The organism is Heminiphilus faecis (genome assembly GCF_008728965.1).
GTDB lineage: Bacteria > Bacteroidota > Bacteroidia > Bacteroidales > Muribaculaceae > Muribaculum > Muribaculum faecis.
On the sequence record NZ_VSMC01000026.1, the window covers coordinates 1 to 13,489 of the forward strand.

Annotated in this window: 14 protein-coding genes and 5 tRNA genes; 9 read left to right on the top strand and 10 right to left on the bottom strand. The window is 46.9% G+C overall.

The features are described from left to right. Window positions 1–228 precede the first annotated feature (228 nt). From FW767_RS10585 to FW767_RS10595, 3 genes are all read right to left on the bottom strand, one after another. Window positions 229–312 (bottom strand) — tRNA-Leu (locus FW767_RS10585). Window positions 313–333: 21 nt separating this feature from the next. Further along, window positions 334–406, bottom strand: a tRNA-Gly gene (locus FW767_RS10590). A gap of 45 nt (window positions 407–451) precedes the next feature. After that, window positions 452–524, bottom strand: a tRNA-Gly gene (locus FW767_RS10595). A 160-nt stretch (window positions 525–684) separates the two neighbouring features. Here FW767_RS10595 and FW767_RS10600 point away from each other — a divergent pair. The 7 genes from FW767_RS10600 to FW767_RS10630 all read left to right on the top strand — a co-directional run bounded on the left by FW767_RS10600 (window position 685) and on the right by FW767_RS10630 (window position 3,585). Then, window positions 685–758: transfer RNA gene (locus FW767_RS10600), tRNA-Arg, on the top strand. Between the two features lie 22 nt (window positions 759–780). Next, window positions 781–854: transfer RNA gene (locus FW767_RS10605), tRNA-Arg, on the top strand. A gap of 122 nt (window positions 855–976) precedes the next feature. Then, window positions 977–1,165: a hypothetical protein gene (locus FW767_RS10610; RefSeq protein WP_147438806.1), complete on the top strand. Its 189-nt coding sequence runs from the start codon at window positions 977–979 to the stop codon at window positions 1,163–1,165. A gap of 170 nt (window positions 1,166–1,335) precedes the next feature. Continuing rightward, on the top strand, window positions 1,336–1,728 hold the full coding sequence (locus FW767_RS10615; protein WP_121699979.1) for a TIGR04076 family protein: 393 nt from the start codon (window positions 1,336–1,338) through the stop codon (window positions 1,726–1,728). After that, a complete protein-coding gene (locus FW767_RS10620; RefSeq protein WP_121699980.1) occupies window positions 1,721–2,236 on the top strand; it encodes a GNAT family N-acetyltransferase in 516 nt (171 codons plus the stop codon). The genes FW767_RS10615 and FW767_RS10620 overlap by 8 nt, the downstream gene beginning before the upstream one ends. 533 nt (window positions 2,237–2,769) lie before the next feature. Continuing rightward, window positions 2,770–3,093, top strand: a complete 324-nt coding sequence (locus FW767_RS10625) for a DMT family transporter (protein ID WP_121699981.1) — start codon at window positions 2,770–2,772, stop codon at window positions 3,091–3,093. 3 nt (window positions 3,094–3,096) lie between these two features. Then, a complete protein-coding gene (locus tag FW767_RS10630) occupies window positions 3,097–3,585 on the top strand; it encodes a pyridoxamine 5'-phosphate oxidase family protein (RefSeq protein ID WP_121699982.1) in 489 nt (162 codons plus the stop codon). Here FW767_RS10630 and FW767_RS13480 read toward each other — a convergent pair. Then, entirely contained in the window at window positions 3,493–3,726 is a 234-nt protein-coding gene (locus tag FW767_RS13480; protein ID WP_394349345.1) for a hypothetical protein, read from the bottom strand. The two genes, FW767_RS10630 and FW767_RS13480, sit on opposite strands and share 93 nt — an antisense overlap. Here FW767_RS13480 and FW767_RS13345 point away from each other — a divergent pair. Beyond that, complete coding sequence (locus tag FW767_RS13345; protein ID WP_235898107.1) at window positions 3,649–3,807, top strand: hypothetical protein; 159 nt, start codon at window positions 3,649–3,651, stop codon at window positions 3,805–3,807. The genes FW767_RS13480 and FW767_RS13345 overlap by 78 nt on opposite strands. Before the next feature lie 275 nt (window positions 3,808–4,082). Here FW767_RS13345 and FW767_RS10640 read toward each other — a convergent pair whose 3' ends face one another. The 4 genes from FW767_RS10640 to FW767_RS10655 all read right to left on the bottom strand — a co-directional run bounded on the left by FW767_RS10640 (window position 4,083) and on the right by FW767_RS10655 (window position 10,065). After that, window positions 4,083–5,018 (bottom strand): RluA family pseudouridine synthase, encoded by a 936-nt coding sequence (locus FW767_RS10640; RefSeq protein WP_121699983.1) that lies wholly within the window; start codon window positions 5,016–5,018, stop codon window positions 4,083–4,085. A 2-nt stretch (window positions 5,019–5,020) separates the two neighbouring features. After that, window positions 5,021–7,345, bottom strand: a complete 2,325-nt coding sequence (gene topA, locus FW767_RS10645) for a type I DNA topoisomerase (RefSeq protein ID WP_121699984.1) — start codon at window positions 7,343–7,345, stop codon at window positions 5,021–5,023. Between the two features lie 135 nt (window positions 7,346–7,480). Further along, complete coding sequence (locus tag FW767_RS10650; protein ID WP_121699985.1) at window positions 7,481–8,296, bottom strand: nitroreductase family protein; 816 nt, start codon at window positions 8,294–8,296, stop codon at window positions 7,481–7,483. 5 nt (window positions 8,297–8,301) lie between these two features. Continuing rightward, entirely contained in the window at window positions 8,302–10,065 is a 1,764-nt protein-coding gene (locus FW767_RS10655; RefSeq protein ID WP_121699986.1) for a DNA polymerase III subunit gamma/tau, read from the bottom strand. Between the two features lie 86 nt (window positions 10,066–10,151). Between FW767_RS10655 and FW767_RS10660 the strand changes: the two genes are divergently transcribed. Continuing rightward, complete coding sequence (locus FW767_RS10660; RefSeq protein WP_121699987.1) at window positions 10,152–10,634, top strand: GNAT family N-acetyltransferase; 483 nt, start codon at window positions 10,152–10,154, stop codon at window positions 10,632–10,634. An 18-nt stretch (window positions 10,635–10,652) separates the two neighbouring features. Here the strand turns inward: FW767_RS10660 and FW767_RS10665 are convergent, their stop codons facing one another. After that, the gene (locus FW767_RS10665) at window positions 10,653–11,900 is read right to left on the bottom strand and encodes a 3-deoxy-D-manno-octulosonic acid transferase (protein WP_121699988.1); all 1,248 of its coding nucleotides are present in this window, start codon (window positions 11,898–11,900) and stop codon (window positions 10,653–10,655) included. 9 nt (window positions 11,901–11,909) lie between these two features. Further along, entirely contained in the window at window positions 11,910–13,433 is a 1,524-nt protein-coding gene (gene gltX, locus FW767_RS10670) for a glutamate--tRNA ligase (RefSeq protein WP_121699989.1), read from the bottom strand. Window positions 13,434–13,489: the final 56 nt, after the last annotated feature.

Below are 13,489 nucleotides of genomic sequence, written 5' to 3' on the forward strand. Positions count from 1 at the left end.
CGACTTCAAAATTATCTATGAGTACCTCCGGCAGGATGGCTCGAAGCAGTTTTTCCGATTTCATGATGCAAAGGTAATACTATACCACGATACATCCACGTCGCCCACCGGGAAAATCCGCTGACCCTTTATTACCATGTGCCCTGATTTTGGTTGACATATGGTTGACAGAAATATAAAAGAAAAATCCCAAATAATTGAATTTCAATTACTTGGGATTTTCAAGAGTGTCCGAGATGAGATTCGAACTCACACAGCCGAACGGCCACTACCCCCTCAAAGTAGCGTGTCTACCAATTCCACCACCCGGACAAATATCAAGCCTATGCTTAGAGCGAAAAACGGGACTCGAACCCGCGACCCCAACCTTGGCAAGGTTGTGCTCTACCAACTGAGCTATTTTCGCATTAAATATCAAAAATCGGCTTGATAAGTATGTTTAAGTACTCTGAGCGAAAAACGGGACTCGAACCCGCGACCCCAACCTTGGCAAGGTTGTGCTCTACCAACTGAGCTATTTTCGCAGTGGGCAACCTCATTTTCGCGATTGCGTTGCAAAGGTAGGCATTATATTTTTAATACCAAAATTTTAGAACGAAAAAATTCAATAAATTATTTTTTTTAGACTAAACCTTGTTTAATTGAAAAATGTTACTTAACTTTGCAACCGCAAACGAGCAAAAAGGCTCCTTAGCTCAACTGAATAGAGCATCTGACTACGGATCAGAAGGTTACAGGTTTGAATCCTGTAGGAGTCACAATGAAATAGAGAGTTTTAAAGGCTCCTTAGCTCAACTGAATAGAGCATCTGACTACGGATCAGAAGGTTACAGGTTTGAATCCTGTAGGAGTCACAAAACGGTCGACTTATGTCGACCGTTTTTTATACCCCACAATTTTGTAGATGGCTGGGACTAAGGGGGCAGCGGATTTCTCCGGTTGGTAAGGCGAGTTTTCAGGAGTATATATGTTATCTTTGCCTCTGAAACCAGAGGAACAGTTCCGCGCCATCCTTCTGGATGTTCTGATAGATAATTTCGATGGCGAGTGCTTTGAAAAGACCGACAGTCGGTTTGACATCTGGCTTGACGATAAAAACTGCTTTGAAGTAGTGAAAGGAACAGAACAGCGTGTGTTCGTGATGAAAGACTCAACCCAATATTAACATCTGATAAATATTTATCATTTGACGATGACAAGAGAGAATGATGTCAAAATCGCAAAGTGCACGTCATAAGTACAGTGTGTTATGGATAATCTTCATATTATTAGATTACTGAATATCGGACAATTCTAATTAACTTTACAGTCAATATCAGAAACTGCTTATATGTTATGAAACATAAAGTTAAAGTAACGGTGCTTGACACCAAACTATATCCTGAATACCAGCAGCAGTATTGTGCCAATCCATGTTCGGGTAAATGCCCGGTCTATAACCAAGGGGATGAGTTCTTCTTCTATCGTGATGATGAGCGTGATGATTACTGGAATTGCGGTCTTGATACATTGGTAAAAACTGACGGAAAGCCCGATGAGATTGCCGGAGGTCCGAAAAAACCGTTCTGCACGGAAGCTTGGGATGCCATATCACGTTATATCTACACCGGTTTGCAAGGCGGGTCAATAATGAGAGGATGGATGAAAAACGAGAACACCATGATAACCTGTTGTAATGACGGAACACGCCCTGTCATTTTTAAGATAGAACGCATCGATTATGATTGAGACTCTGTTAATCAGACCGGAACGAGAATTTGATTTCGATAAAATCCGTTCAGTTGTGAAAACGGCGTTTGCCGGGGCGGAACATACCGACGGTGACGAGCACAATCTCGTTGATAGGTTGCGTTGCACGAATGAATATATCCCCGAGCTTTCGTTTATAGCTGAAGTCAATGGAAATATCGTGGGATATGCAATGTTTTCACGAATAAATATCGGGATTACCAAAGCAATAGCACTGGCTCCATTAGCAGTGCTTCCTGACTTTCAGGGCTATGGAATAGGCCGTGCACTAATAGAGGCCGGACATAAAAAAGCAGCAGAAAGTGACTATTATTGCTCGGTCGTACTCGGATCTCCTGAGTATTATTCAAAGAGCGGTTATCTTCCGGCATCGCCATTTGGAATAATTCCACCATTTGACGTACCTCCTCGATTCTATATGGTCTTTCCGTTTAAACCCGAATTACCACATGGTACCGTCAGATATTCACAGGCATTTGACGGGTAATTCTTGAAACATAAATCCAACCACGTTGTCTCTATAATCATAAGAAAGAATACTCCGATTAGGATAAACTCCAATAAGCTAATTTCTCGTTTTTAAATCTATTCATTTAAAATCAAAGCATTACAACGCTTCTGCTGATTTTTTCATCAGTTTGTCGCCGTTTTGTCCTCCGAAACTCCATGTGGATTATATGAGATGGCTTTTGCCTTTGAAAATCAACAATATAAGAAAATAACGATACAACTATCCGTTAGGGAAATGAGAATATGAAAAAGTTGTTTTGAGGGAGTGAAAGGATTAGAAAAGGCGTGTATTCTGAATGAAAAATCTAACCAACTCTTAACAATTAATAATAATTTTTACCATTTGGGGGGGATACCGTATGGAGATAGGATTAAACCACGAATCCTAATGACCTCAAGTCATTTTTTTTAGAAAAGCGCCTGAAGCTCACCGATTTTTTATAATTTTGCAATGCCTTAGAAGGAGTCGCCGAGAATTCTTGCAGCCCTCAAACAGGTTCGGATTCAGTTATGAATTGGATAATTCTAATTGTAGCCGGCTTCTGCGAGGTCGGCTTTACTTACTGCCTCGGAAGGGCAAAATCCGTTGAAGGTCTCGCATGGTGGGGCTGGATTGCCGGATTCCTTGTGTTTACAATTATAAGTATGGGATTGTTGGCAAAAGCCACGCAAAGCCTGCCGATAGGCACTGCATACGCCGTATGGACTGGTATTGGAGCTGTTGGGACAGTTTTGGTTGGCATCCTCTTTTTCCACGAACCGGCAACCTTTTGGCGTTTGTTTTTCATCTTTACGCTGATATCGTCAATTATCGGACTTAAAATTGTATCATAAGCCATGGAATTTCGTAAAATGCGACGTTTTCGCCAACAACTCACAAAATCGGAATGTGATGCCATATTGTCAATTGGGACATCCGGCACACTCGCCTTACTTGGAGATAACGGTTATCCTTATGCCGTTCCTATAAGTTATGTCTATTCTGACGACAAGCTATATTTTCATAGTGCCAAAGCAGGTCATAAGGTAGATGCCATAAGACAATCTAACAAAGCGTCATTCTGTGTCATTGCCGCCGATGATATTCATCCATCTGAGTTTACCACTTATTTCCGAAGCGTCATAGCTTTTGGTAGAATCCAAATCATCGAATCAGAAGACGAGAGAATGTATGCAGCCTCTTTGTTAGGTGCCCGATATAATCCCGGCGATGATGCAGGACTACACAAAGAGTTAGAAAAAGGTCTGTCTCACATGCTTGTTCTCCGATTTGACATTGAACACTTGACTGGCAAAGAAGCTATTGAACTTGTGAGAAAGAAGTGACATATCTGTTTTCAACGGGGGACATGAGTTGTCTCTATAATCATCAGAAAGAAATCCGCCCTGATGATGATTGTGATAGGTCAGCCTGCAAGCCCGGAGAGTGCCTTTATAAATGAGATTATACACAGTCCGGCTGCTCACTTGCAGGATGTCCGCCACTTCCCCGATGGTGAGGAAAGGCTTGTCGGTCATGCCCCGGTCATAGCCGGGCTGATCTGTTAAATTGTGTTTAATTTGACGGTCCATTATCGAAGATATTTGTTGCACGCTCTTGAAAGCTGTTGCACGTTGCTGAAAGGAAGTCGTGCCGTGCGCCCCCCTCTCGCGTGGTACAATCGCGGTACAAAAATACTCCGATTAGGACTAAACGCCAATAGGCGAAAATCTCGTTTGTTAAAATCTATCAGCTGAAATCCAAAGTATTATAACGCTGATTTTTTGCATCAGTTTGTCGCCGTTTTGACCTCCGAAACTCCATGTGGGATTTATATCGGAGATTATTTACCGCCAACGAGTTTGTAGAAAGAGCCGGGTACAAGAGTAGAGAAATTCATATCGCGTCGAGTCGATGGATGTACGAAACGCAGGGTAAGGGCGTGCAAGGCAAGACGATGTATGATTGTAGAGTGTGCACCGTACTTGCGGTCACCGGCTATAGGATGGCCAAGATCTTTCATATGAACCCTTATCTGATTCTTACGACCGGTATCAAGCTCGACCTCAAGCAATGTATGTCCTTTGCCCCGCTTTATAACTTTATAGCGAGTCACGGCAAGATCGCCTTTTTCAGGATCGTCAGTCGAATACACCTCATACTGCGCATTTTCTGCAAGATAGCTTTTTACAACACCGCTATCTTGTTCTACAATACCTTCAACCACGGCCACATAAGTACGGTTAAGCACCATATTGTTCCAATTATGCTGCATGGTGTCCTTGGCCTCCTCTGTTTTGGCCATCATCATAAGGCCTGATGTATCACGGTCGAGCCTATGAACGATAAACACCTTATTGCGCGGATTTTCCCACTTTACGTGCTCACGCACTATAGAGTAGGCCGTACCGTCTTTTACTTTGTCGGTGCCCATAGACAGAAGTCCATACCCCTTCTCTATGACTATTATGTCATCATCTTCATAAATGAGCTTCACCCTACGATTGGAGAACAAGCGGAATTCACGCGTCAGATTGACCTTTACCTCGTCAGCAGGCGTCAGCAGAGTATCAAACCGAGTGACCGGTATGCCATTTACAGCGACCTGATTGTGTTTAAGCAGCTCCTTGACATTGGTACGTTTACGCTGAGGCATGGACTGAAACAGGAAATCGAGCAGCCTGCAATCAGCCTGCGGCGTGTATATTTCAATCACATCGGGTTTGAATCCGGTGTGCTGAGTACCGGGTTTGCTTGCATATGGATTCTTAGGTCGCATTACTATTTCTTTTTAGTGTATTTACGCGCCGACTTTTTAGGAGCGGCATTCTGCTCCTCCATTATTTTACGGCATTCATCAATGGTCAGGGCTTCGGGAGAAGTCACAGTACGCGGTATCTTATAGTTGCTCTTGCGGCATGATATATATGGACCGTAAGGACCATTAAGTATCTGCACCTCGGGATCCTCGTCAAAAGTCTTGACCACACGCTTGCTCTCGGCACTGCGTTTGGCCTTGATCAGCTCTTCCGCCTCCTCCAGAGTTATAGCGGCGGGAGCCATATCCTTGGGTATCGACACAAACTTGCCTTCATGCTTTATATACGGACCGTATTTGCCTATGGCAACAGTGACTTCGGAGCCTTCATATGTACCGAGGTTACGCGGAAACTCAAACAGTTTCAATGCTTCCTCAAGAGTAATCGTACTGACGGATTGTCCTTTCAGCAAAGAGGCGAACTGGGGCTTCTCGTCACCATCGCCGTCGCCAATCTGGACCAGAGGACCGTAGCGACCAATCTTCACACTCACCTGCTTACCATGCGGGTCAACACCAAGCACACGCTCTCCGACCTTATGCTCGAGGCGCATGTTCAACGCAGAATCCACATCAGGATGAAACAGCTCGTAGAACATGGCTATCTCCTTGTTCCAAGCCAGATTACCTTCAGCTATATCATCAAACTTCTCCTCCATACGGGCGGTGAAGTCATAGTCAAGAATCGAGGGGAAGTAACGGGTAAGGAAATCATTTACAACCACACCTATATCAGTGGGAATAAGCTTGCCTTTTTCGGAGCCCACCACCTCCTTCTTCACTTTATCGGTTATATTACCTCCGTCAAGCGAAATGACATTATATTTGCGTTCGGAGCCCTCTTTCTCGCCTTTCTCTACATAATCACGGGCTTGTATAGTCGAGATGGTGGGCGCGTAAGTTGACGGACGTCCTATGCCCAGTTCCTCCATCTTCTTCACAAGCGACGCCTCAGTATAACGCGGAGGCTGCTGGGTGAAGCGTTCGGTAGCGGTCACAGCCGAAGCTTCGAGAGTATCGCCCGCGGTCATAGCCGGCAGCAAATCGCCGTCAGTCTCGTCGGCATCATCATCGTTGCCCTCAATATACACCTTCAAGAAACCGTCGAAATTTATCACCTCACCAGTAGCGGTAAAGTGTTCGTCACGGGTCGACGGTTGAATCTCGACTGTCGTCTTTTCTATCTCGGCATCAGACATCTGCGATGCTATGGTACGCTTCCATATAAGGCTGTATAACCGCTGCTCCTGTATCGAGGCGGAAATAGAGGACGACGATATATCGGTAGGTCTTATAGCCTCATGGGCCTCCTGAGCGCCCTTTGAATGAGTATGATATTGTCTTGTCTTAAGATATCTTTCGCCGAGTTTTCCGGTTATTTCCGATGCTATGGCACCAAGTGCAAGCGATGACAGATTCAACGAGTCGGTACGCATATAAGTTATATAACCGGCCTCATATAGCTTCTGCGCCACCATCATGGTCTGCGTAACAGAAAATCCGAGTTTGCGCGACGCCTCCTGCTGTAAAGTGGAAGTGGTAAACGGAGGAGCCGGCAACTTGGTAACCGGCCTTACATTCACACTCTTCACACTGAACGAAGCATGAGCACAGTCATCAAGTAACTTCACTGCCGAGTCCTTATCGGAAATACGGCGGCTAAGTTCAGCCTTAACGGGCGCGCCGCCCTTGTCAAGGAAAGTGGCGTTAACACGATAATAGCTCTCGCTCCTGAAGGCCTTGATCTCGTTTTCACGCTCTACGATAAGCCTCACAGCCACCGACTGGACACGTCCGGCCGATAATGCCGGCTTTATCTTTTTCCACAACACAGGCGACAACTCGAAGCCCACGATGCGGTCGAGCACTCTTCGAGCCTGCTGCGCATCGACACGGTTAAGATCGATGGCACGCGGATGGCTTATAGCCTCTTCAATAGCATTTTTTGTTATCTCATGAAACACAATGCGCCTTGTCGTCGCCGGGTCAAGACCGAGTACCTCACAAAGATGCCAAGCTATAGCCTCTCCCTCGCGGTCCTCATCAGAAGCAAGCCACACGATCTCGGCACTCTTTACCGCTTTCTTAAGTTCGGCAACGAGCTGTTTCTTATCGTCGGGTATCTCATAAATCGGGGCAAAACCATGGTCGATGTCAATACTGAATTTTTTCTTATTCAGGTCGCGTATGTGCCCATAACTCGACATCACTTTATAGTCCTTACCCAAAAATTTTTCTATGGTCTTGGCCTTGGCAGGCGACTCAACTATGACGAGATTCTTAAACATTTATCCTGTTAATTCAAATTTTTCGGCAAAATTAGGAAAAAGTTATATATAATAATGTATAATTTCACATTTTATCGTTTTTTTTCACTTTAAGCAAGCCCGATTATATGACAGTTTTCCCAAGCCGGCGCAACATCAGAAACCCTGCCAAGAAGCAAGATATGTCCAGCCTTCATGAAGCGGCACATCCTCCTCAACCATCATAGCTCCCAGCAAACCTTCGTCACGGCACGTCAACGTGAAATGAGCCAGTCCTATGCCCATATCAAGCATCATAAAAGCTGATGCGCCGTCAATATGATAAAACCTGACTGTCATGCCGTCAACAACAGCCCGCCACGGCTGTGAATTGCGCGAAGAAGGAGCCTTGCGCATATTCTCAAGAGCTTTACGGTAAACATTCCCGTCATTTACACGCTCTTCCGCATCTCCGCAAAAAAACAGCCGGTCAAAGTCAATACGCCTGTTGCCATGCACACCCATGCGCATAAGCCTGTCACGCAACGTAGGCTTGTCGGCGGCATAACCGAGCGGCGAAACGGCGGCAAGCACCTCTCCGGGCTCAAGCGTTATCCTGTTCAGAAAAGAAGATTTCTTAAAAGTGCCGCCGAGCCAACATGTAGCCAATCCTATTGAGGTACAGTATAACAGCACCTCTTCAAAAAACCAGCCCGCATTGACATCGGCATAATCGCTCTCTTCATAAATCAGCGCCAGATAGTCGTTGCAACCGGTGATTACGCCGTAAGTGCCAAGTTTCTCGCCATCAGCATCATTACCGTCATGATGAACAAGTTCAACACGCGCGCGACATCCCGATATAGGTTGCTCCAACGAAGCAGCAAACCTCAAAACACTATCGGCTATGTCTTCCTCAAGCTGACGTCGGGAATAAGAGCGCACCGATTTTCGCACATTAATCGCATCAATCAAACACTTAATGTCAGTCATAATTACTATTGCAGAGTCAAGTGAAGGTCTTCAATCAAGGTATTCAGGTAAGGATGGTGCTGCTTCATGACCGCAAATACTTCGGAGTCGGTCAAGGATGTCACCGTAGCCTTGCCTTTGTTAAGCACAATTTCCAAATTTATATAATCATTGTCAAGACGCGTACGCAACTCCGACAGCAATACGTCTATCGACTGCGCTATAGCGTCACGTATAGCCTCGCTCTCGACGGTCACTCCGAACCGGGTAGCCTCAACCCGCACGGGAACCGCCAATCTCATGGCATTTATAAGCAGATGTTCTTTAGGATGGGCTTCTATAATAGCGCCCCATGCCGCTTTCAACTGCTCGTCAGTAAAGGCCGACGAGCGACGCGGCTTATTGTCAGTCATGCTCTCCTCGCCGCCGTCATTGCGATTGGCCGATGATTTAAGCGAAAGTCCGGGAGTACGCAATGTTGTGGTACGTTGCCGGTCAGCCGTTTTGGGCGCCGGCACATAATCAGCCTTGGGAGCTCCGGCCACAGGGGCTTTTACAGGAGCCGGACCATATGCCACCGGTGTAGCGGCGGCTTGTTTTGGCGCCGGCGACGGAGCCTGAACGACAGACTGCGGTGCGCTGTCCTTTGCTATAGGACGCAACCGCCCCTCTCCTGCACCGCTTTCACCGTGGGAGGGGCTGAGCAATTGGCACAGCTTTATCAATGTAAGTTCGACAAGGAGCTGTTTGTTGGAAGCCATGCGATAGTTCAGGTCGGCATCATTGCATAAGTCCATAGCCTTATACAAGAATGCCGGAGTACACTTGGCGGCCACGGAAGCCATAGCCGTACGGGCTTCGTCGCTCGCCTCAAGCAGCACTATAGTCGATGGAGAGCTCGCCACCATAAGATCACGGAAATGTGCTGCCAGCCCGTTTATAAAAAACTGCGAATCAAAGCCCTTGTCGCGTATCTCTTTGTATATAAGAAGCGCCGCCGGCACGTCGGCGGTCAGAAAGGCTTCGACAAGACGGTCATAATACTCATAGTCAAGTATGTTAAGATTATCGACAGTAGAGCGGTATGTGACATTACCCATCGACGATGCGGCCACCTGATCAAATATGGACAGTGCATCGCGCATGGCTCCGTCAGCTTTACGCGCAATGACATTGAGCGCTGCCGGCTCGGCCGAAATGCCCTCCTCACCCGCTATATACTGCAGGTGCTCCACCATGTCCTGAATCGTGATGCGGTTGAAGTCATATATCTGACACCGCGACAGTATGGTAGGTATAATCTTGTGCTTCTCGGTAGTGGCGAGTATAAAAATCACATAATGAGGCGGCTCCTCCAATGTCTTTAGAAATGCATTGAACGCCTGCGTCGAGAGCATGTGCACCTCATCGACAATAAACACGCGGTAACGTGCATTGACAGGAGGTACCTGTACCTGTTCGGTAAGCTCACGCATATAGTCGACACCGTTGTTTGACGCGGCATCAAGCTCAACAATATTAAGTGAGTTGCCTTTGTTGAACTCACGGCATGACACACACTCATTGCATGCCTCGCCGTCGGGAGTACGATGCTCACAGTTTATAGTCTTTGCAAATATGCGTGCACAAGAAGTTTTTCCCACCCCACGTGAGCCGCAGAACAGATAGGCATGTGCCAGTCTGTCCTTGCTTATAGAATTTTTTAGCGTCGTGGTAAGTGCCTTCTGCCCCACCACACTGCTGAATGTAGCCGGCCTGTATTTTCGGGCCGATACTATATAGTTTTCCATCTGCGTTACTTTCTCCTACAAATATAATACATATATTTCACAAAAACTTTACCTTTGCCTCAAATTTAAGAGGGTGTAAAAATTTTATGTTACGCAAAGTCAAGTTTACCGACGCCTCCGCCATAACGGATATATACAACCGCTACATAGCAGAGACCACGATATCGTTTGAAACAGAATGCCTGACCGAAAAGGACATGATGGAACGGATATGTGACATATCGGAAAAATATCCGTACTTCGTATGGGAAGAGAACGGCAAACCCGTCGGCTACTGTTATGCGCACCCGTGGAAAGAGCGGGCCGCATACTCGCGCACGTTGGAGACAACGATATACATTGACAACACGTGGCAACGACGCGGCATAGGACACCGGCTCATGAAAGCCCTGATAGACGAATGCCGTATAAAGGGGTATCATGCGCTCATAGCCTGCGTAACAGGCGACAATGAAGCAAGCATAAAGATGCATGAAAGCCTCGGCTTCTCCAAAGTCTCATGCTTTAAGGAAGTCGGCTACAAACACGGCCAAATACTCGACGTCGTCGACCTCGAGCTGCTGTTATAGCACAGATTGAGGAGCAACCTATGCAAGAGAGTCAAGAAGTGATTTTATATCGCCGTATATGACATCGGTGGCGCCAAAATTTTCCTTTATGTATCGGGAAGCGTTATTTCCGCACTCGGCCAGATACTCACTGTCGGTCAGCAATCGTGACAATATGCCTTCAAACCGGACAATGTCGCTGAACGTAAACGCGCCTTTGGCTTCTATAAGATCATAAGCCTCCTTGAACTTATGATAGTTGGGCCCGAACAACACAGGCATGCCATATACCGCGGCTTCGTTTATGTTATGTATCCCGACTCCGAAGCCGCCGCCGACATAAGCTATATCGCCATAACTGTAAATACTCGACAGCTTGCCGTAGCCGTCTATTATCATACAATCAGCCTCGCGAGCCTCCTCAAGAGTGGCCGATGACAAGCGACATGACTTGCGAGTAAGACTGCGCTCGATAGCATCAAGGCGCTTGGACTCAACTTCATGAGGAGCTATAATAAGCTTAAATTCAGGATGAGAGTTAAAATACGGTATCAGGTACTCTTCGTCAGGGGGCCATGTACTGCCGGCGATAATAGTGACCGGCGCCTTCTCGACAAAAGCGGCAGCCTGAGGTATCTCCACACAGCTACGCATAATATCGGTAACACGGTCAAAGCGTGTATCGCCCGCCACAGTGACATTGGTCACTCCTATTCCGGCAAGCAACCGGCGCGAGCGTTCGTCCTGAACATACACATGAGTATAGCACCGCAACATATTGCGGAACATAGCACCCCAAGGTTTGAAAAAGATCTGCGAAGGACGAAATATCGACGAAATTATATAAGTGGGAACACCTCGCCGTTTAAGTTCCTGAAGATAATTGCCCCAGAACTCGTACTTTACAAAAACAGCCATGCGCGGATTGACTACGTCAAGAAACTCTTTGACGCGCGACTTCACATCAAGCGGCAGATAGCACACCGCATCGACTTCGCTGAAATTTTTACGCACCTCGTAGCCTGACGGAGAGAAGAAAGTAAGCAGTATCCTTACATCGGAATTTTCACGGCGTATCTTTTCAATAAGCGGACGTCCTTGTTCAAACTCACCGAGCGACGCGGCATGAATCCATACATAAGGCTGGCCGGGCCGTATTTTTCCACGCAGATAGTCAATAGCCTCCTTCTGCCCTATGCGCAGTTTCTTTATCTTTTCGCTTTTAAGGGCGCCAAGACTTATGCCGGCGTCAAAAGCGCGCATTCCCAAGTTATATAACGGGTTCATCGCGGCTATTTATATTTTGATTCTTTCGACGCCTTTCTTTATGCGGGCCACAGTCTCGTCCTTGCCGAGCAGTTCGGTTATATCAAACATATGGGGGCCTTTGCATTCGCCGACCACAGTAAGACGGAAAGCATTCATGACATTGCCGAGATGATAGCCTTTTGAAGCTATCCAGTCAAGCACAACCGGTTCGGCGGCCTTGCTGCCGAAGTCAGGAAGCGCAAGAAGCACTTCGATAAGTTCGCCCATGATGCGGGGAGTATCTTCATTCCAGCGTTTTTTCACGTCCTTGGCGCTATATTCATCAGGCGCGACAAAGAAGAACTTGGTCTGCTCCCAAAGGTCTTTCACGAAATAGATACGTCCTTTCACAAGGCCCACGACATGAGCCAGAAACTCGTCGCTATAGTCATCGGCATTCACTCCATGCTGACACAGAACCGGCTTAAACAACCGGGCAAGACTTTCGTCAGACAACATCTGCAGATATTCGTGATTGAACCAACGGCCCTTTTCGTAATCAAACTTGGCTCCTGCCTTGGAACAATGCGAAAAGTCAAATTTATCTATCAGTTGGTCCATTGACATAATCTCGGTATCATCACCCGGATTCCATCCGAGCAGAGCAAGGAAGTTTACAACCGCTTCCGGCAGATAACCCGACTCACGATAACCCGACGAAATCTCTCCGCCCTCGGGATGCCACTCAAGCGGGAATACGGGAAATCCGAGGCGATCGCCGTCGCGCTTGCTCAGCTTGCCTTTGCCGTCGGGCTTAAGCAACAGCGGAAGATGCACAAACTTAGGAGCGGTATCGCTCCATCCGAAAGCCTCGTAAAGCAGCACATGCAGCGGAGCCGACGGCAGCCACTCCTCGCCTCGTATCACATGAGTCACTTCCATCAGATGGTCGTCAACTATATTGGCGAGGTGATATGTAGGCAGGTCATCGGCGCTTTTATATATGACCTTATCATCAAGTATCGATGAGTTTATAGTGACTTTTCCACGCAGAAGATCGTCGACCACGACGTCGCGCCCCGGCTCGACTTTAAAACGCACCACATATTGCGTACCGCTATCGATAAGACTCTTCACCTCGTCAGCGGAAAGCGATAAAGAATTGCGCATCGCCATACGCGTAGAAGCGTCATATTGGAAATTGGCCACTTCCGACCGCTTGGCGTCAAGTTCAGCAGGAGTATCAAATGCTATATACGCTCTGCCACTGTCAAGCAGCATCCTGACATGCTCGCGGTATATGTCGCGACGTTCACTTTGCTTGTAAGGGCCGTAAGCTCCACCTTCGCGCACACCTTCGTCAATCCTTATACCGAGCCATGCGAGCGACTCATTGATATAATCCTCGGCTCCGGGCACAAACCGATTGGAGTCGGTGTCCTCAATGCGCAGTATCATGTCGCCGCCATGCTTGCGGGCAAATAGGTAATTGTACAGAGCGGTTCTTACACCGCCTATATGCAGGGGTCCTGTGGGAGAAGGAGCAAATCTTACTCTGACTTTACGGTCCATTTCGTTAAATTATTAAAAAACCACCGCAAAGTTAAGAATTTATTGCGAGATAAACC

Bases quoted from the DNA above. Each gene is read 5' to 3' on its own strand.
- FW767_RS10620 (WP_121699980.1), top strand. From the start codon at position 1,721: ATGATTGAGACTCTGTTAATCAGACCGGAACGAGAATTTGATTTCGAT.
- FW767_RS13345 (WP_235898107.1), top strand. From the start codon at position 3,649: ATGATGATTGTGATAGGTCAGCCTGCAAGCCCGGAGAGTGCCTTTATA.
- FW767_RS10615 (WP_121699979.1), top strand. From the start codon at position 1,336: ATGAAACATAAAGTTAAAGTAACGGTGCTTGACACCAAACTATATCCT.
- FW767_RS10640 (WP_121699983.1), bottom strand. From the start codon at position 5,018: ATGCGACCTAAGAATCCATATGCAAGCAAACCCGGTACTCAGCACACC.
- FW767_RS10665 (WP_121699988.1), bottom strand. From the start codon at position 11,900: ATGAACCCGTTATATAACTTGGGAATGCGCGCTTTTGACGCCGGCATA.
- FW767_RS10660 (WP_121699987.1), top strand. From the start codon at position 10,152: ATGTTACGCAAAGTCAAGTTTACCGACGCCTCCGCCATAACGGATATA.
- topA (WP_121699984.1), bottom strand. From the start codon at position 7,345: ATGTTTAAGAATCTCGTCATAGTTGAGTCGCCTGCCAAGGCCAAGACC.
- FW767_RS10630 (WP_121699982.1), top strand. From the start codon at position 3,097: ATGGAATTTCGTAAAATGCGACGTTTTCGCCAACAACTCACAAAATCG.
- gltX (WP_121699989.1), bottom strand. From the start codon at position 13,433: ATGGACCGTAAAGTCAGAGTAAGATTTGCTCCTTCTCCCACAGGACCC.
- FW767_RS10650 (WP_121699985.1), bottom strand. From the start codon at position 8,296: ATGACTGACATTAAGTGTTTGATTGATGCGATTAATGTGCGAAAATCG.
- FW767_RS10625 (WP_121699981.1), top strand. From the start codon at position 2,770: ATGAATTGGATAATTCTAATTGTAGCCGGCTTCTGCGAGGTCGGCTTT.
- FW767_RS10655 (WP_121699986.1), bottom strand. From the start codon at position 10,065: ATGGAAAACTATATAGTATCGGCCCGAAAATACAGGCCGGCTACATTC.